Origin of the sequence: Prosthecobacter vanneervenii, from assembly GCF_014203095.1 — a bacterium.
Classification (GTDB): Bacteria; Verrucomicrobiota; Verrucomicrobiia; order Verrucomicrobiales; family Verrucomicrobiaceae; genus Prosthecobacter; species Prosthecobacter vanneervenii.
Window position 1 is genome coordinate 219952 of sequence record NZ_JACHIG010000002.1, and the last position, 17743, is coordinate 237694.

12 protein-coding genes are annotated in these 17743 nt (G+C 61.2%); 7 read left to right on the forward strand and 5 right to left on the reverse strand.

All coding sequences use genetic code 11. The features are described 5' to 3' along the window. Nucleotides 1–19 precede the first annotated feature (19 nt). The 4 genes from HNQ65_RS06190 (at nt 20) to HNQ65_RS06205 (ending at nt 7285) form a co-directional block, all read left to right on the forward strand. A complete protein-coding gene (locus HNQ65_RS06190; protein WP_184338626.1) occupies nt 20–2764 on the forward strand; it encodes a zinc-dependent metalloprotease in 2745 nt (914 codons plus the stop codon). A gap of 177 nt (nt 2765–2941) precedes the next feature. Then, nucleotides 2942–5131 carry a DUF1592 domain-containing protein gene (locus tag HNQ65_RS06195; RefSeq protein ID WP_246437725.1) on the forward strand — a complete coding sequence of 730 codons (2190 nt, stop codon included), beginning with the start codon at nt 2942–2944 and terminating at the stop codon, nt 5129–5131. A 73-nt stretch (nt 5132–5204) separates the two neighbouring features. Continuing rightward, a complete protein-coding gene (locus HNQ65_RS06200) occupies nt 5205–5741 on the forward strand; it encodes a hypothetical protein (RefSeq protein ID WP_184338627.1) in 537 nt (178 codons plus the stop codon). A 119-nt stretch (nt 5742–5860) separates the two neighbouring features. Further along, the gene (locus HNQ65_RS06205) at nt 5861–7285 is read left to right on the forward strand and encodes a DUF1552 domain-containing protein (protein WP_184338628.1); all 1425 of its coding nucleotides are present in this window, start codon (nt 5861–5863) and stop codon (nt 7283–7285) included. 13 nt (nt 7286–7298) lie between these two features. Here the strand turns inward: HNQ65_RS06205 and HNQ65_RS06210 are convergent, their stop codons facing one another. Further along, complete coding sequence (locus HNQ65_RS06210; protein ID WP_184338629.1) at nt 7299–8636, reverse strand: CCA tRNA nucleotidyltransferase; 1338 nt, start codon at nt 8634–8636, stop codon at nt 7299–7301. A gap of 95 nt (nt 8637–8731) precedes the next feature. On the opposite strand from HNQ65_RS06210, the gene HNQ65_RS06215 reads away from it, so the two are divergent. Together HNQ65_RS06215 and HNQ65_RS06220 are read left to right on the forward strand one after the other, a co-directional pair. Continuing rightward, nucleotides 8732–9211: an Lrp/AsnC family transcriptional regulator gene (locus tag HNQ65_RS06215; protein WP_184338630.1), complete on the forward strand. Its 480-nt coding sequence runs from the start codon at nt 8732–8734 to the stop codon at nt 9209–9211. Between the two features lie 20 nt (nt 9212–9231). Continuing rightward, a complete protein-coding gene (locus HNQ65_RS06220) occupies nt 9232–10407 on the forward strand; it encodes a pyridoxal phosphate-dependent aminotransferase (protein ID WP_184338631.1) in 1176 nt (391 codons plus the stop codon). Nucleotides 10408–10491: 84 nt separating this feature from the next. Here the strand turns inward: HNQ65_RS06220 and HNQ65_RS06225 are convergent, their stop codons facing one another. The 4 genes from HNQ65_RS06225 to HNQ65_RS06240 all read right to left on the reverse strand — a co-directional run bounded on the left by HNQ65_RS06225 (nt 10492) and on the right by HNQ65_RS06240 (nt 16341). Continuing rightward, the gene (locus HNQ65_RS06225) at nt 10492–11772 is read right to left on the reverse strand and encodes a DUF1552 domain-containing protein (protein ID WP_184338632.1); all 1281 of its coding nucleotides are present in this window, start codon (nt 11770–11772) and stop codon (nt 10492–10494) included. A gap of 32 nt (nt 11773–11804) precedes the next feature. Then, a complete protein-coding gene (locus tag HNQ65_RS06230) occupies nt 11805–14198 on the reverse strand; it encodes a DUF1592 domain-containing protein (protein ID WP_184338633.1) in 2394 nt (797 codons plus the stop codon). A 177-nt stretch (nt 14199–14375) separates the two neighbouring features. Continuing rightward, complete coding sequence (gene bla / locus HNQ65_RS06235) at nt 14376–15251, reverse strand: subclass B3 metallo-beta-lactamase (protein WP_184338634.1); 876 nt, start codon at nt 15249–15251, stop codon at nt 14376–14378. Then, nucleotides 15244–16341: an aminopeptidase gene (locus tag HNQ65_RS06240; protein ID WP_184338635.1), complete on the reverse strand. Its 1098-nt coding sequence runs from the start codon at nt 16339–16341 to the stop codon at nt 15244–15246. The genes bla and HNQ65_RS06240 overlap by 8 nt, the downstream gene beginning before the upstream one ends. Between HNQ65_RS06240 and uxaC the strand changes: the two genes are divergently transcribed. Continuing rightward, nucleotides 16331–17737: a glucuronate isomerase gene (gene uxaC, locus HNQ65_RS06245; protein ID WP_184338636.1), complete on the forward strand. Its 1407-nt coding sequence runs from the start codon at nt 16331–16333 to the stop codon at nt 17735–17737. The two genes, HNQ65_RS06240 and uxaC, sit on opposite strands and share 11 nt — an antisense overlap. Nucleotides 17738–17743: the final 6 nt, after the last annotated feature.

Consider the following 17743-nt stretch of genomic DNA (forward strand, 5'->3'; position numbering starts at 1 on the left):
CCAACCCAACGACCTCTTCATGATCCAGCCACGCCGCCTCATCCTGGCCAGCTCAGCACTGCTCCTGCCCCTTTGCGAACTGCCAGCGGCTCCTGAGCGCAAACCGGAACCCAAACCCGCACCTGCCAAGCCTGAGCCAGCGAAGCCAGAACCAGCCAAACCAGAGCCACAGCGCGATCCGAAGCCGGAACCCAAACCCGAGCCTAAACCAGAACCCAAGCCCGACCCCAAACCGGAGCCAGCCAAACCCGCCCCGCAGCCCAGTGCGCCGGCAGCCCCAACTCCAGCCCCTGCAACGACCGCGACCAGGACAAACAGCGGCAGCGACGACAAAGCCAAAAAGAAGTCCGTGGAAGAATTCACCAAGGGCTTCAACCGCGTAAACGGCCTCTTCCGGATCTACCACGACGTCGAGCATGGAAACTCCTGGCTTTATGTATCCAAGAACCAGCTGGGCTCGGAGTTCATCTACTTCAACCACAGCGTGGACGGTCCCGTGGCCTCTGGTCACAACCGTGGGCGCTACGGCGACTCCCTCGTTTTCATCTTCCGCAAGATTTATGACCGCATCGAGATGGTGGAGCAAAACACCAAGCTCTACTTTGATCCGCAGAGCCCGCTGAATCGTGCCGCACGCGCCAACACCAGCAGCGCCATCCTCAACAGCGAAGCCGTGGCCGCCGAGGACGCCGAAGGCTACCTCATCCCTGCCACCAACATGTTTGTGCGCGAAAACCTCACCCAGGTGAAGTTTGGCGGCAGCGGAGACCGTGCCGTGCTGGGCCGTCTGTCCGAGCCCAAGTCCAAGATCCTGCGCATCAATGGCTACCCGCGGAACACCACCGTCACCGCTGAGTACGTTTACGAAAACCCCACTCCCGCCTGGGAGAGCGCCGCAGACGTGGCCAATCCGCGCTATATCAGTGTGAAGGTGCAGCACACCCTGCTGGCTCTGCCGGAGAGCGACTACAAACCCCGCGCCGACGATCCGCGCATCGGCTACTTCACCCATCAGATCACTGACATGACGAGCATCGACGCCGCCCCCTACCGCGACGTCATTCACCGCTGGCGCCTGGTGAAGCAGAAGCCCGGCACTCCACTCAGCGAGCCCGTGGAGCCGATCGTCTTCTGGATCGAAAACACCACCCCTGTGGAATTCCGCGACACTATTCGCGCTGCCGTGCTGCGTTGGAATGAGGCCTTTGAGACCGCCGGCTTCAAAGACGCCGTGGTGGTGAAACAGCAGCCCGATGACGCCAAGTGGGATGCGGATGACATTGAGCACAATGTCCTTCGCTGGACTAGCAGTGTGGCCCCTCCCTTCGGCGGTTACGGCCCCAGCTTTGCCAACCCCCGCACTGGAGAGATCCTCGGCGCGGACATCATGCTGGAATACAGTTTTGTGACCAAGCGCCTGCTGACCAAGAAGCTTTTCACTGATGCCAATGCCGTGGCCACTGACAAAACCGGCAGCAGCGAAACCGCCGCCTTTGATCCCTACGCCTGCGAGGCCAATGGCTCCGCACGCAACGGCCTGCTCTTTGGCCAGACCATGCTGCGTCTGCAAAAAAGTGACCGCGTGGAGGTGGACCGCCTGATCAAAGAGTCTCTCTACTACCTCTGCCTGCATGAGGTGGGCCACACACTGGGCCTGAACCATAACTTCCGAGCCAGCCAATTGCACAGCCTCAAGGACATTCACAATGCGGAGATCACCGAAAAGACCGGCCTCACCGGCTCTGTCATGGACTACCCGCCGGTCAACATCGCCCCCAAGGGCGTGAAGCAGGGCCAGTATTTCACCACCAAGCCCGGCCCCTACGACCACTGGGTCATCAAGTATGGCTACAGCGAGGCGCTGGAAGATCCCGTGGAGGAGGAGAAGCGCCTGGAGGAGATCGCCGCGCACTCCCACCAGCCAGAACTCGCCTTTGCCAATGATGCGGACGACATGCGCGCTCCTGGCAAGGCCATCGACCCCCGCGCCATGCTCTATGACATGAGCAGCGACTCCATCGGCTACGCCGAACAGCGCTGCGAGATGGTGCGCACCGAACTGGCAGACATCATGAAGGACGTTTCAGATCCCGGCAAAAGCTGGCAGGAACTGGCACAGGCCTTTGCCGCTGTGACCAAGGAGGCCAGCAGCTCGCTCAATGCAGTCTCCCGCTACGTAGGCGGTGTCTATGTGGAGCGTGCCGTGCAGGGCCAGGCCCCGAATACCGTGCCTTTCAAACCCGTCGAGGCGGACAAGCAGCGGCAGGCGCTCAAGGTGCTGGCAAAGCACGGATTCGGCCCGGACGCTCTCTCCGCGCCACCGGAGCTCTACGCCCACCTGCAGCTTCAGCGCCGTGGCTTTGACCACCGGGATGAAGGAGAAGACCCCAAGCTGCATGAGCGCATCTTCCAGATCCAGCGCGGCCTGCTGGACCACCTGCTGCACTCCCGCACGCTGGAGCGCATCGAAGACAGCAGCCTCTACGGCAACCAGGTGACCCTCGATGAAGTGATGGACACTCTCACCACCGCCATCTGCACCGGAGACGACCCCGCCAAGCCGGTGAGCATCGCACGTCAAAACCTGCAGTTGGATTATGTGACCCGCCTCATCAACATCGCCCACAACGGCAGCTATTACCACGCTGTGCATAGCGTGGCCCTGCTGCAACTGGAGCGCATCAAGGGGCTGACCTTTGCCAATTCACCCGCTCACCAGCTCGCCATCAAATACCGCATCCGCCGCGGGCTGGATGAGAAGTAAAAGCGCCGCAGAAGATTTAACCGCCCGGCCCCATGCGTGCAGCAGCGCGCATGGGGCCTCTTTTTTGCCTTGTGTGACGTGAGCCATGCCTGCTGCCTCAGCGTGTCCTTCTCTGATAAACTCACAGGCACGGCACCGTAACCTTCGGTGCCCCCCAAAAATTTGAATCCCTCATTCATGCCATTCACCCCCGGAATGCGAATGCTGCGGCAGCGCTGCCGTGCTCGCGTCATGCTCACGGCCAGCACAGCCCTGCTTCTTTTTTCCACGCTGCTGAGAGCCGCTGAGACTCCTGCACCTGCCGTCCCCGCGCTCACTCCTGCAGGCTCCAAGCCCGTTGCCTCGGCGCCAGGCAAACCAGCCACAGCAGCGCCCAAACCTGCGGCCAAGCCGCCCGAGCCCAAACCCAAGACGGACGAAAAGCGCAAGCCCCCCACCTTTCCAAAGCTGCCTCCGCCTGTGGGCCCGGTCCCCACCGACCCCGAAGACGCCTATCTCTACTCCCGCCAGGCGGCCACGCGCCAGACGTTCAACGACAAGATCATTCCCTTCGTCACCAAGTACTGCCACGAATGCCATGGCGACCGCCGCATGAAAGGAGGCGTCAATTTCCACCCAGCCATGCGCAATCCCGGCGACCCCGCCTACCTCCGCCGCTGGGTCACAGGCATGGCCACCGTGAACGCTCACGACATGCCCCCTGATGACGCTGACAATCAGCCTAGCGATGCCGAGCGCCAGGCCTTCATCGACTGGGTCGGCCAGCTCAAATACCTCAGCCCAAAAGACCCTGGCGTATTTGTCATTCGCCGCCTCACCAAGACCGAATACGGCAACACCCTGCACGACCTCCTCGGCGTCAGCACGGACCTCGTGAAAGACCTCCCAGATGAAGTCCCCGGAGAAGGCTACCTCAACACCCTCTCCCCGCTCCAGATGGAGCAGTACCTCAGCATCGCCAATGAGGCCTTGGACCGCGCACTTTCCGCTCCTGGTGCCAAGCCCACGGCCGTAGAGCAGCGACTCTTTGGTGCTGCGCTGAAACCAGATGGCGATCCACGCTCTGCTGCGCAGAGAGTGGCGCGCAGCCTAGCCCGCAGTTCCTACCGACGCCCCGCCACTGATCAGGAAACCAACGTGCTCATGCAGGTGTACGACCTCGCGCTGGCCAGCAAGCAGCCCCACGCCGCCGCCCTCCGGCTCATGCTCAAGGCCACTCTCGTGTCCCCACAGTTTCTCTACATCACTCCCGCCATCAAGGCCACCCCCGGTCAGCAGATCCTCCCGCTCGACGACTGGATGCTCGCCTCCCGCCTCTCCTACTTCCTCTGGGCCAGCATGCCGGACGAGCAGCTCTCCTCCTTGGCTGATGCTGGCAAACTGCACGAACCCGCAGTCCTCAAGGCCCAGGCGGTGCGCATGCTCAAAGACAAACGCTCCCGCGCCCTCTTCGATGGATTCGGCGCGCAGTGGCTCAGCCTCGCCGATCTCGCAGACAAGACCTTCGATACCACCAAATTCCCCCAGATGACACCCGCGCTCCGTCGCGCCATGTACGACGAAGCACGTCTCTTCTTTGACAGCATCGTCCGGGAAAACCGAAGCATCACCACCTTTGTGCAGAGCGACTACACCTTCCTCAATGCAGAGCTCGCCGCAATCTACGGCAGCGGCCTGCCCGAAGGCATCACCGGCGGCGAGATGCGCCGCGTGCAGCTCACCGATGCCAACCGCGGGGGCATCCTCGGCATGCCCGGCGTGCTGGCCATGACGTCTCTTCCCAATCGCACCAGCCCGGTGAAACGCGGAGTCTGGGTGCTGGAACAGGTCCTTGGCGAGCACGTCCCTCCCGCCCCGCCCAATGTCCCCACGCTGGAAAAGCAGGACAAAAACAAAATCGCCAATCTCACCCTCCGCCAGCGCACCGAGCTCCACCGCACCAACGCCGTCTGCGCCAACTGCCACAAGATCCTCGACCCCATCGGCTTCGGGCTGGAAAACTTTGACGCCATCGGCCGCTGGCGCACCCAGGATGACACCGGCGGGGCCATCGATGCCGGGGGCGAGCTCCCTGGCGGCAAACGCTTCACCAGCCCCAAGGAACTCAAGGCCATCATCGCCACCCGCAGCCAAGACCTCGCCCGCAACCTCACCGAAAAAATCCTCGCCTACGCCCTGTGCCGCGAGCTGGAAGGTTACGACCAAATCATCGTGGACGGCTTGCTCTCCAACCTCGCCCCCGAAGGCTACCGCATGCAGAGCCTCATCACCTCCATCGTCACCAGCTACCCCTTTACCCATCGCAGAGTGGTGGAGACGCTCGCTCCTGCAGTTCCAGCCAAACCTGCTGCCGCAGGAAAGAAGTAGGCATCTGAGGACAAAAGCGCTCCCAGTCGCTCCATAGGCGTATCAGGTTTGAACCGCTTACCTCTCAGACCGCATGAACACACAACGCGCCCTTGATCGCTGCTCCAGTCGGATCGCCCGCCCCTTCACGGCAGTATTGCTGCTCGGCATGCTGCTCACGCTCAGCTCATGCACCTCATGGAGAAAACAGGCAGACTATAAAAAACTGAACCGAAGAGTTCTGGAGGATCGCTACATGCGCGTGATCCAGCTCGAAAACCAAGTAGATGCTAAAACCCTGCAGTCAGTCACCCCAAAGACCTCTCGCAATTCACGAGGCCGCACCGAGCTCAGCGGCACTCCTTTCTGGACGGCTCCTCAGTTTGAATGGATTCGCTCCATAGACACCGCTGTCATGTCCGCCGGAGAGCGCCGTAGGTTCAAGCTCAAGCTCATCAAAAAATACGGTGTCGGCTACGTGGTGTTCAAGCCCGATCCCGCAGACACTCAATTCCCCCTGGTTGGCGAATCCGATGACGAAGGCTTCACCATGGCCGAGCTTCACCGAGCCTTCGGTCCGAAGCTCCCGCCCTTTTCATCCCTGCTGCAGCTCAGCCTGCGGCGGAACTAGGTGATTACGATGGCAGCCCCCCATGCAAGACATGTGCGGCCCCTTGCATACACCACGATAGAATCGCCGATGAGGGCGAGTAGGAATACGTGGACGATTTTGCCCCCGCTATCCCCCACATGACCCGCAGCCCCCTCATCTCCCGCCGCACCTGCCTGCGCGGCATTGGCACCACGCTGGCCCTGCCCCTTCTCGAAGTCATGGGCTGGGCGGAGACTGCCAAGAAAGCCAGCACAGCCGCTGCCTCCACCGCCGCACGCCCGCCGGTGCGCCTGGGCTTCATGTACATGCCGCATGGCGTCATCCCGGAGCAGTTCTGGCCAGCCAATCCGCAAAGTTTTCTCACGAATCCCACGCCCGCTCTGGAAAGCCTGCGTCCCATCATGAGCGAATGCCTTCTCATGAAAGGCATCGGCGGCATCCCCATCGCGCCCTTCAATGGAGCACCGCACGCGCTGGAGCTCAGCACCTGGCTCACCGCCCAGCTGCCGGACGCACGCCAGCGCAATAAGATTAACATCTCCATCTCCGCCGACCAGATCGCCGCGAACTACGTGGGCGCCTTCACCTCCCTGCCCTCCCTGGAGCTGGCCACCATGCCGCAGACGCACAAGGAGAACCAGGAAGGCCTGAATGAAGGCTACTACAGCCACTGCAGCTTCCGCTCCGCCACCCAGGCCATGCCAGCTGAGATCAATCCCCGCAGCGTGCTCAACCGCCTCTTCAATCAAGGCGACAGCGCCACTGCCGCCGCCTCCGGCAAAAATGCCGCCGCAACCACCCAAAACCGCGCGCTCGACCAAAGCATGCTCGACCTCGTGATTGGCGGAGCCAAAGACCTCCGCAAAACTCTCCCCCAAAGTGATCAGCACAAGCTCGATGAGTACCTGGACAGTGTGCGTGCCGTCGAGCGCCGCATCGCCGCCATCGAACAGCGCCAGAAAGATGCCGCCCTGGAAAAAGCTGGTCTTGCCCCCAGCCGCCATCGCGACTCGGACTCCCCGCCCATCGAGATCAAGATCCCCATCGGCGACAAGCGCAGTGAATACATGCAGGTGATGTGCGACCTCAACGTCCTCGCCTTCCAGACCGACACCACCCGCGTCAGCACCTACATTGGTTCCACGCCCAACGGCGTGTCGTATCCCGAACTCGGCTTCAAAGACGAGCACCACTCCCAAACTCACCACAACAACCGCCCCGAAATGGTGGCCAAGGTGCAAGCCATCACCGCCTTCAACATCTCTCAGTTTGCCTACATGGTGAAGAAGATGCACAGCCTGCGCGAAGGAGATGGCACCCTGCTGGACAACTGCATCATGATGTGGGGCTCCGGGCTGGAGGATGGCAACAAGCACTCCCGAGAAAATCTCCCCTTTATCCTCGCCGGCAAAGGCGGCGGCAGCATCAAGACCGGCCGCTTCCTTACCGACGTCAAAGGCAACCAGGGCGACCTTCTCACCACCCTCCTCTCCTGCATGGGCGTCCCTCTGGACCGCACCATCGGCATCGCCACCAAGCAGATCACCGAAATCAAGGCGTAGGCGGGCAGGCTCGCTACTCCTCCACCGTCTCAAAAACATCCGGCACCGGCGCGTTTTGGGCCACCCAGGTCAGCGCCTCCTCCTTTGTCTTGAGGGTGCCTTCGAGCTGCAGCGTCTGCAGCGTCGTCAGCAGCCGCCCCATCGCTTTCCCGGCGTGCCAGCCTTGAGCGATGAGGTCTGCGCCTGTGATCAGACGCGGAGGGAGCATGGGCTCGGCAGCCAGTTCCTCCCGCTTTGCCAGCAGAAAGTCATAGTTGTCCAGCCAGCCATTTGAACCCATGCAGTCCACGCGGTGCAGGGCCAGTTCGTCATCAAACGATGGGCGTGCCATGAAGCGTCGCAGCTTGGCGGTGCGCATCTTTTTAACGTCCTTGAAGACCATGTGGTTCTCCACCGCCACCACGGTGGGCTCGATGACGTCATTCGGAAACTTCATGCGCCGCATGATCTCGCCGGTCATATCCGCGCCCAGCTTGTCGTGGCCGTTGAAGCGGATGCGGCCAGTGTCGGCATCGCGCGTCTGTGTGGCCGGTTTGGCGATATCGTGCAGCAGCACGCTCATGACCAGCGGCAGGGACACCTGCTCCGGCAGCAGGCTGAGCATCAGCCGCGTGTGGATGAAGACATCTCCCTCCGGATGAAACTGCGGCGGCTGCTCGCAGCCCTGCAGCACCAGAATCTCCGGCAGGAACTGCTCCATGAGACCGCTGTTCACCAGCAGATCAAAGCCACGCACTCGGTTCGGGCTCAGCATCGTCTTCACAAACTCCTCTCGGATGCGCTCGATGCTCACGCTTCTGATCTTCGGTGCCAGCCCGCAAATGGACTCCCAGGTGGCGTGCTCGATGTCAAAACCCAGCACCGTGGCAAAGCGGACCGCGCGCAGCATGCGCAGGTGGTCCTCCTCAAAGCGGTCCCGCGCCACGCCGATGGCGCGCAGCAGGCCCATGCGCAGGTCCGCCTGGCCACCCACGTAGTCGATCACCTCCTCTTTGAGCGGATCAAAAAACAAGCCGTTGATGGTGAAGTCACGCCGCTGGGCATCGTGCTCAGGCGTGGAGTAGGTCACGCTGTCAGGGCGGCGGCCGTCGCTGTAGCTGCCGTCGCTGCGAAAGGTGGCCACCTCCACGTGGTGGTGGTCCAGGCGCACGATCACCACGCCAAAGTGCGCACCGACCGTTTGCGCTCCGGGAAACAGCCGCACCACCTGCTCCGGCGTGGCGCTGGTGGCCACGTCGTAGTCCTTGGCCTCGCGGCCCAGCAGCATGTCCCGCACGCAGCCGCCCGCCAGCAGGGCCGTGTGTCCGGCTTGCGTCAGTTTGGTGATGACCTTGATGGCGGTGTCTCTCATCCAGCCAGCTTCAGCGCAGCCCCGCTGCCGTGCAATCTTCATTCCGCTTTCCGCTGTTCAAAACCCAGACTCGCGCTAAAATCCCTCCCCCTATTATGGACCCACTCATCGAAATGCTGCACAACAACTCCAGGCGCTCCCATCACGAGATGGCCGCAGCCCTGGGCCTCACGGAATCCGAAGTCGCTTCACGGATCGCCGCCGCCGAGGCTGATGGCACCATTCTGGGTTACAGCGCCGTGGTGGACCGCCTGAAAGCGGGGCACCGTGGTGTCACAGCATTGATCGAGGTGCGGATCGCACCCGAGCGCGACGGCGGATTTGACCGCCTGGCACGCCGCATTTCCAAATTTGACCAGGTCCGCGAATGCTTCCTCATGAGCGGCGGCTATGACTTGGCTGTGATCGTCGAGGGCAAGGACCTGCTCGACGTGGCAACTTTTGTGGCTGAAAAACTCAGCACCCTCGGCGGCGTGCTTTCCACGGCCACTCGCTTCCAGCTGAAGGCGTACAAAGAGGGCGGATTTTTCGCAAATTCCGGCGGTGACGAAGAGCGCCTGCCGGTGAGTCCATGATTTAAGAGGAGCCTGTGATCATGGATTACGACAACAAGATTTCCACCATCATTCGCGACCTGCCGCGCTCCGGCATCCGCGATTTCTTTGAGCTCGTCATCGGCCGCTCCGACGTCATCTCCCTTGGCGTAGGCGAGCCCGACAAGCCCACTCCCTGGCCCATTCGCGAGGCGGTCATCCGCTCCCTGGAGAAAGGCCAGACCAGCTACACCTCCAATCTCGGCCTCGAAGCCCTGCGCGTAGGTATCAGCGAATACGTCACCAAGCACTTCCGCACCACGTATGACCCCAAGACGGAGATCCTCGTGACGGTGGGTGTTTCTGAGGCGCTGGACATCGCCTTCCGCGCGGTGCTCAATCCGGGAGATGAGGTGATCTATCATGAGCCCTGCTACGTTTCCTACAGCCCAAGCATCAAGATGGCCTACGGTGTGCCCGTCGTGGTGCAGACGCGGGAGGAGAATGAGTTTGCTCTCATGGCTGAGGATGTGGAGAAGGCCATCACGCCAAAGACGAAGGTCATCGCGCTGAACTTCCCCACCAACCCCACCGGCGGCATCATGCCGCACGAGGAGCTGGCCAAGATCGCCGCACTGGCGGTGAAGCATGACCTCTTTGTCTTCACTGACGAGATCTATAGCGAGCTGCTCTATGACGGCCGTCAGCACAAGAGCATCGTGGAGTTTCCCGGCATGCGTGAGCGCACCGTGCTGCTCCACGGCTTCAGCAAGGCCTTTGCCATGACCGGCTGGCGCCTTGGCTATGCCTGCGCCCCGGCCCCGCTGCGCGAGGCCATGATGAAAATCCACCAGTACTGCATGCTCTGCGCCCCGATCATGAGCCAGATGGCCGGCATCGAGGCGCTCAAGATGGGCGAGGCCGCCTACGAGGACATGCGCCAGAGCTACGAGCAGCGGCGCAATCTCATCGTGAGCCGCCTCAATGGCATGGGCCTGCACTGCTTCAATCCGGGCGGGGCATTCTATGTCTTCCCTGAGATCCGCAGCACCGGACTGACCAGCAAAGAATTCGCCATCCAGCTTCTGGAAAAAAAGAGCGTGGCCGTAGTTCCTGGCAGCGCTTTCAGCAGTGCAGGGGAAGGCTTCGTCCGCTGCTGCTACGCCACGGCACCGGAACTCATCGCCAAGGCCATGGATCTCATGGAAGAGTTTGTGAACGAGGTGTGCGGCAAGTAGCGCTTCTCCGCTCAAACAGATTCGTCAGGCCTGCAGGCAAACGCACTTCTGGTGCTTGTCTGCAGGCCTTTCTCTTTTCAGCGATCAAGCCACCAGCCCCGGCAGGCTCGTGCTTGTGCTCGATCCAAACGCATCGGCCTCGATCCCCATCCGCTGGAGCATCTGCACAAAGAGATTGCACATCGGCTGGTTGTTCTTGGCATCAAACGCCAGGTGCTGGCCATGCTTGAATCCACCGCCCGCAAAGAGCAGCGGCAGGTTGTGCCAGTCATGGCTGTTGGCATTGCCCAGGTTGCTGCCCAGAAGGATCATGGTGTTGTCCAACAAAGTGCCGTTGGCTTCCTTCTTGGCCTTGAGAGCGGTAAGCAGACCGTTGAAGGCTTCAAACTCGGCGCGCTCGATGCGCTGCAACTGCTCGATCTTCTCCGGGTCCTGGCCGTGGTGGGAGAGATTGTGATGAGCCATCGTCACTCCCTTCACCAGCGGCACATCTCCCCTGCCCTGGATGAGCACGGTGATGGCGCGCGTGCTGTCCGTCTGCAAGGCCAGCGGGATGAGGTCAAACAGCAGGCGCATGCGGGCGATGAGGTCGGCCTCGTTTTCCACATCGGTGGGCGGCTTGGCGTCCACCTTGGGCTTGGGCTTCTGCACCCAGGCTTCAGACTTCAGCATTCGCTCCTCCATCTCGCGCACCGAGGTGTAGTACTCATCCAGCTTCTCCTTGTCGGCTGCGCCCACACGATTCTCGAACCTCTTGGCCTCGGCCATCACGGTGTCCATGATACTGCGTCCTTCCTTCAGCTTGCGCATCTGGTTGCTGATCTCAACGGGTGTTCCATCGAGGAAGAGTTTGGCAAAGACCTGCGAGGGCTTTGAACTGGACGGCACCATGACACCGCTGCGTGTGTAGCTCTGGCTGCCCTGCCCCGCCGTGCTGAGCACCAGCGAGGGATAGCGCGTCTCATGGCCGATCTTTTCAGCCACCAGCTGATCGATGGAGACCGTGTTGCGAAACCCACCGAGCCCCGGACCGCGTGCCGAGGTGAGCCAGGTCTGCTCAGAGGTATGCCCATCCGCACCAGCCTGGTCCGGGTGAGAGACCCCGGAGAGCACGGTGAAGTCATCCCGGTGATCCTTCAGCGTCTCCAGATAAGGTGTCAGCGTGTAGGCCCGGCCGGTCTCCTTCGGGAAAAACGACGGGCCGTATATGCCGAGAGAGGCACAGGCAAACACCATGCGCTTGGGAGGCGTGGCTCCTGCTGCACTGGTGAGGCGCGGCATCATGGCCTCCAAAAACGGCAGGGCCAGCGAGACACCTGAGCCATGCAGAAAGGCGCGGCGGGAAAGGGCTGGGCGTGTGATCATAGGTGTGTAAGGCGGCTGGAGTAAAACGTTGGCTACTTGCTCAAAAACAAAGGTGACTGCACCACTGCATGCACCAGGGTGCGCAGGCCGGAGCCCTCGGCTTGGGTCTGGTTGGCGATGGTGTCGATGGCTTCGCGATCAGCAAACTGGATGCCTGCACCGGTGCCGTAGGTGACGAGGCTGCCTGCTAGTGCTCGCAGCACCTGATCCTGCTGCCCGAGGAGGAGCTGCTTGAAGTCGCGTATGTCTTTGAAGGTGCGGCCGTCTGCCAGCTCTCCGCTGGCATCCACCGGCAGCCCTTCTTTGTACTGCCAGATGTTCTGCCCGCGCAGCTTGCGCTTGGCGTTGGCTCCCTTCTCATTGGAGCGGTAGTTCTCACGGTAGCCACCGATGACGTCGAAACTCTCAAGCGCAAAGCCGGGAGGATCGATGTTCTTGTGGCAAGAGGCGCAGGATTCACTGTCGCGGTGCTTGGTCAGCTGCTCGCGAATGGTGGTGGAGCCCCGGGTGTCCGGCTCGATGCCACCCACACTGGCGGGCGGCGGAGGCGGGGGCTGCCCCAGCAGGTGCTTCATGACCCACGCACCGCGCAGCACGGGAGAGGTGACGGTGCCATTGGCCGTGACCTTCAGCACACTTGCATGAGTCAGCACACCGCCACGCGGACTGCCTGCAGGGAGCGAGACACGGCGGAACTGCTCTCCTGAGATGCCCGGCACCTCATAATGCTCTGCCAGACGATTGTTCAGCATGGCAAAGTCGCTTTGGATGAAATTGGCCACCGGCAGGTTGTGCTTGAGCAGCTCGCTGAAAAAAGCCTCTGTCTCCGTGACCATGCCCAGCTTCAGCAGCATGTCGTACTCAGGGTAGAGCTTGGCATCGGGAGCCGTGGCGTCGATGTTCCGCAGCTCCAGCCACTGGCCGACAAAGTTGGTCACGAAAGCTGCCGATCGCGGGCTCTTGAGCAGGCGCTCAGTCTGTGCTTTGAGGACTGCTGACTTGAGGATCTGGCCAGAAGCCGCCGCCTTCATGAGTTCATCATCCGGCATGGAGCTGGTGAGAAAGTAAGACAGACGAGAAGCCACGGCATAGGGGCTCAGCCTGCCGGGGTGCTCCTCAAGCAGCAGAAAGGCGGGAGAGGTGAGAATGGCGCGCAGACCGAGGCGCATGGCCTCCTCAAAGCCACGACCTGCGTCGAGCGCCTGGGTGGCGAGTGCGATGTATGGCGCAGCCTCATCGGCCTCCAGCGGGCGGCGAAAGGCACGGGAGGCAAAGCTCTGCAGCCCGGTGCTGACAGACTGGCGTACATCCTGGGGGGCCAATTCATAGCCGAGCGGTTTGCCATCGCGGAACTTGCGCTGTTTTTCATCCAGCTCTTTCAGCGGCACATCTCCGAGGGCTTTTTTCAGGCTGGCAGGCGGCCACTCCGAGGCAAGCGGGCCTTCCACCTCGATCCACTGCATGGCGATGCCCGAGCCCTGAAACTCTGCGGCTCCCACGTTGTAGATATTCTGCCCTTTTTTATCGCGGCCCACGTAGTCGCAGTTTACGACGATATGCTCGGTACCGTCCAGGCGTGCGGTAAACTCAAACTCACGCGGCTTGTCTGCGGGCAGCTCGCAGTAGCTGAGGAGACGCTTGAGCTTGTAGTTGTTGGCGTAAACCATGACAGTGAGGGGCTGCCCCTCGGTCTGAAAAGCATTGCCCGAGAGCCGGATGCGGTACAGTCCCGGCCCGGGGATGCGACACTGCTTCAGGCCCACCAGATAGTCTCCCGTGGTGAACATGATGACCTCCTTGTCCGTCTCCCGGAACATGACTCGGTGCCCGCTCTTGGGGTTCGTTTTGTCGCTGAGCGTGCCGGGCGGAGTGTCCAGGTTTTTGCGAATGGCCGGCTCGTCTTTATACGAGTAGCGCTTGTTGATGCCCTCCGGACGGCGGCTCAGCACGATAGCCGCATCCAGCGCGGCATCGGCCGCCTCCAGGTATTTCTCGATCTGGAGCTGGGAGAAGCGCAGCCCCTCCGCCACCGTGTCAAAGCCATGCATCGGCGTGTCCTCGGGCAGGATGTGCTTCAGCGGCAACGAGATGCCCAGAAGATCGTGCACGGTGTTTTCATACTCCGTGCGGTTCAGCCGGCGAAGCAGGGTGCGGCCGTTGTTTGCCTGCTGCGCCCGCTCGTAGCCACTGAGCGGCGTCTTGAGTGCCGCGAGAAATTGACGCTGATCTCCAGCCTCCGGCCGGGGCTTTTTGGCAGGCGGCATCTCCCCCTTTCCCACCCGGTCAAAGACCTTCACCCAGGTGTCGAAGTTCTTTTTGTCGTCAGGAGCAAACTTCAGCGCCGAGAGGTCCAGCCCGCCTTTTTTGACATCGCCATCGTGGCACTCGGTGCAGTGCTGCTCTAGAAAGGGCGCAACGGGAGGCATTGCTCCATGTGCACTGGCAAGCGCGATAAGCAAAAAGGCGGATGCAAAAACGGGAGGGCGTGACATGGCAAAAGCTGCAAGGGCAGGAACGTGCGGGGATCTTGCCAAATTGCACCGGAAACAGGCAAGCTTTTTGGCATGCCTGTCCCTTTTCTGGAATCTGGCTGCCCGTGATCCTTACTTCCCTTTCTTCTGCTTCTCCCATTCCGTGAGAAACGCCTTCTCCCGATCCAGCACATAGCTCATGTAGCCTGTGGGATCGATGAAAGGGTTCTCCTTTCCTCTGCCGAGGTGCGCATGCTTGGCCTCCATGCCATAGTAGCCGCCGTGGGCGCCCAGAAAAAGGTCCACGGGCAGAGCCTTGAGGGTGCGAAAGGTCATTTCGTAATCAGTGGCGATAGAGGGGTAGTTCTTGTTGCCCACCAGAATATAGCCGGGGTTCACATTCGGGCTGCCGATGACGACGGCGTTCAGCGCCTTGCCGCCGTCCATGACCTTCATCGTCCAGGTGGTGCAGCCGGGGGTATGGCCGGCCGTGCGGCGGGCCACCAGCACGGCGTCTCCCAGCTTCACCTCCTCGCCATCCTTCAGCCGGTGGTCCACCTTGGCGGCTGGAAACTGCGTGTAGTCCCCCTTGCCCACTCGCGATTTTGACGCACCGCCGCGCTCCACCACATCAGCGTCCTCATCCATTACATAATACTTCGCACCGGTGAGTTTGAGCATCTCCGCGCTGCCCGCGCAGTGGTCCGAATGAGCATGGCTGATGAGCAAAATGCGAATGTCCGTCAATTTAAAGCCCAGCTTTTCCACGCTGTCTCGGATCAGTGGCACGGACTCCTCCAGGCTGCTGTTGATCAGCACATGCCCCTGAGGTGTGGTGATGAGGTAGGAGGCCAGATCTCGCGACCCCACATAATAAAGATTGTCAGCGATGCGGTGCGGCGGAAACGGCTGCGTCCAGGCGGCGGTGTCGATCCCATACGCCCCCAAGGGCAGCAGGCTCAGCAGCAGCAGATGGAAAAAGGAGCGAATAAAACGAGTGTCAGTCATGGGATGGAATGGGTGTGCCGAGAATCTTCATTCGCTGCTCGTTGTTGAGCTTGCGCATATCATGGACCTCGCGATGAAACGCCTCCAGATCGCCTCCTTTTTCCTTGAGAAGACGCTCAAAGCCCGGAACCATGGTGAAATAGGTGGCCACGGTGTTGATGCGCGCATTGTTCCATGTCCTGGCTGCATGATGGATGTGCAGCTTCACATAGGGACCATCAGCGAGGGCCTTGCGCAGCATGTCATCAAAGATCCGCTGCTTGGCCTTGCGCTCCTCTTCCACACTGGGGTAGCTGCCAGCATAGACGGCTTTCAGTTTCTCGCGGGTGCTGAGCATGAGGTGCACCACCTCCCGCTGCTTGCTCAGATTGGCTTCATAGGCACGCAGGGTTTTAAAATCTCCCTTGGAGCGCAGCCAGCGGCGGACGCCGTCTTCGGCATTGGCGGTGGCAAAGGCCTCGTTGAAATCAGTATCCCCAGGCACAAAGACCTTGGCGTGCGTCAGTTCGTGGAAAATCAGCTCGGCCAGATCGGCATCGCTGCGGTGCAGGAAGGTGTTCAGCACCGGGTCTGCCAGGTATCCCAGGGTGGAGTAGGCCTCCACGCCGCCCATGAAGACATCATACCCTTTGGCCTTGAGCTTGTCCGCCTCCTGGCGTGCGTCTTTTTCATCAAAAAAGCCTCGGTACTTCAGGCTGCCCACCAGGGGGTACCACCACTTTTTCCCCTCCACGGAAAACTCCGGCGCGGCATATACCACCCAGACCACGTAGGGCCGCTGGAGATCGCAGTATTTGCCAAAGCTCTTGGTGGGCAGGTGCAGATCGCTCGCCGCAAAGGCCCGCAGCTCCTCGATGAGCTTCAGGCGCTGCTTCACGTGCTCCGCCACGCTGGGATCCGCCAGCGCCTCGGCATTGGGCCGGGATTTCCGCCAGATCTCGGACTGGCCGCTGAACGCCTGGGTGTAAAATTTCACCGTGCTGCACGCACAAAGCAGAAGGACGGGCAGCAGAGCGAACCAGTTGCGCGTTAAAATCATCCTGCCAGTGTAGGGCATCCACTCCAACCGACAAACATCAATGTCCTTCATCCACGACGATTTTCTGCTCTCCACCAAGTCTGCCAGCCGCCTCTACCACACCTTTGCCAAAGACGAGCCCATCCTGGACTACCATAATCACCTGCCGCCGAAGGACATCGCGGAAAACCGCCAGTTCAAGAACCTCTTCGAAATCTGGCTGGAGGGCGACCACTACAAATGGCGCGCCATGCGCTGCAACGGTGTCCCCGAGGAGTTCATCACCGGCAAGGCCTCCCCGCGCGACAAATTCCTCGCCTGGGCCAAAACCGTCCCCCACACCCTGCGTAATCCCCTCTACCACTGGACCCACCTGGAGCTGAAGCGCTACTTTGGCATCGACACCCTGCTGGATGAAAAGACCGCCCCCGCCATCTGGGAGCAGACCGAGGCCGCCCTGGCCAAGCCCGAGATGAGCGCCCGCGGCATCCTCCGCACGCAGAAGGTGAAGGCCCTCTGCACCACCGACGATCCCATCGACGACCTCGCCCACCACCAGAAATGCGCCGCAGACGGCTTTGAAGTCGGCGTGTATCCCACCTTCCGCCCGGACAAGGCCCTCGCCGTCCACCTCCCTGAAGCCTGGAATGCGTGGTGCGACAAGCTCAGCTCCGCCAGTGGCATCGAGGTGAAAAGCTACGCCTCCCTGCTCGATGCTCTCAAGCAGCGCCACGACTTCTTCCACAGTGTCGGTGGCCGCCTCAGCGACCACGGCCTGAACTACTGCCACTCCAATTTCGTCAGTGATGCTGAAGCCGAGCGCATCTTCCAGAAAGCCCGCTCAGGCACCGCCGCCAGCGCCCAGGAGCAGGACCAGTTTGCCAGCAACATCATGCTCCACATAGGCCGCCTCAATGCCGCCCGCGGATGGACCATGCAGCTGCACCTCGGCCCTGTGCGCAACAACAACAGCCGCCTGGCCCGCGAGATCGGCGCAGACGTCGGCTGCGACAGCATCGGCGACTACCTGCAGGCGGAGACGCTCTCCCGCTTCCTGGACCGCTTGGACACCGAAAACGCCCTGCCCAAGACCGTGCTCTACAACGTCAACCCCGCGCACAACTACGTCTTCGGCACCATGGCAGGAAACTTCGCCGACGGCACGACGCCCGGCAAAGTCCAGTTTGGCTCCGGCTGGTGGTTCGTCGATCAGAAGGAAGGCATGGAGTGGCAGATCAATGCCCTCAGCAATCTCGGCCTCCTCAGCCGCTTCATCGGCATGCTCACCGACAGCCGCAGTTTCATGAGCTTCCCCCGCCATGAGTACTTCCGCCGCACGCTCTGCAACCTCCTTGGCGCAGACATCGAAGGCGGCCTTATTCCAAACGATGACGCCCTCGTCGGCAGCATGGTGAAGAACATCTGCTACGCGAATGCGAAGGCTTACCTGGGGCTGAAGGTGTCCTGATCATAC

Coding starts and splice junctions, on each gene's coding strand:
- HNQ65_RS06190 (WP_184338626.1), top strand. CDS start 20: ATGATCCAGCCACGCCGCCTCATCCTGGCCAGCTCAGCACTGCTCCTG.
- HNQ65_RS06195 (WP_246437725.1), top strand. CDS start 2,942: ATGCCATTCACCCCCGGAATGCGAATGCTGCGGCAGCGCTGCCGTGCT.
- HNQ65_RS06200 (WP_184338627.1), top strand. CDS start 5,205: ATGAACACACAACGCGCCCTTGATCGCTGCTCCAGTCGGATCGCCCGC.
- HNQ65_RS06205 (WP_184338628.1), top strand. CDS start 5,861: ATGACCCGCAGCCCCCTCATCTCCCGCCGCACCTGCCTGCGCGGCATT.
- HNQ65_RS06210 (WP_184338629.1), bottom strand. CDS start 8,636: ATGAGAGACACCGCCATCAAGGTCATCACCAAACTGACGCAAGCCGGA.
- HNQ65_RS06215 (WP_184338630.1), top strand. CDS start 8,732: ATGGACCCACTCATCGAAATGCTGCACAACAACTCCAGGCGCTCCCAT.
- HNQ65_RS06220 (WP_184338631.1), top strand. CDS start 9,232: ATGGATTACGACAACAAGATTTCCACCATCATTCGCGACCTGCCGCGC.
- HNQ65_RS06225 (WP_184338632.1), bottom strand. CDS start 11,772: ATGATCACACGCCCAGCCCTTTCCCGCCGCGCCTTTCTGCATGGCTCA.
- HNQ65_RS06230 (WP_184338633.1), bottom strand. CDS start 14,198: ATGCCTCCCGTTGCGCCCTTTCTAGAGCAGCACTGCACCGAGTGCCAC.
- bla (WP_184338634.1), bottom strand. CDS start 15,251: ATGACTGACACTCGTTTTATTCGCTCCTTTTTCCATCTGCTGCTGCTG.
- uxaC (WP_184338636.1), top strand. CDS start 16,331: ATGTCCTTCATCCACGACGATTTTCTGCTCTCCACCAAGTCTGCCAGC.
- HNQ65_RS06240 (WP_184338635.1), bottom strand. CDS start 16,341: ATGAAGGACATTGATGTTTGTCGGTTGGAGTGGATGCCCTACACTGGC.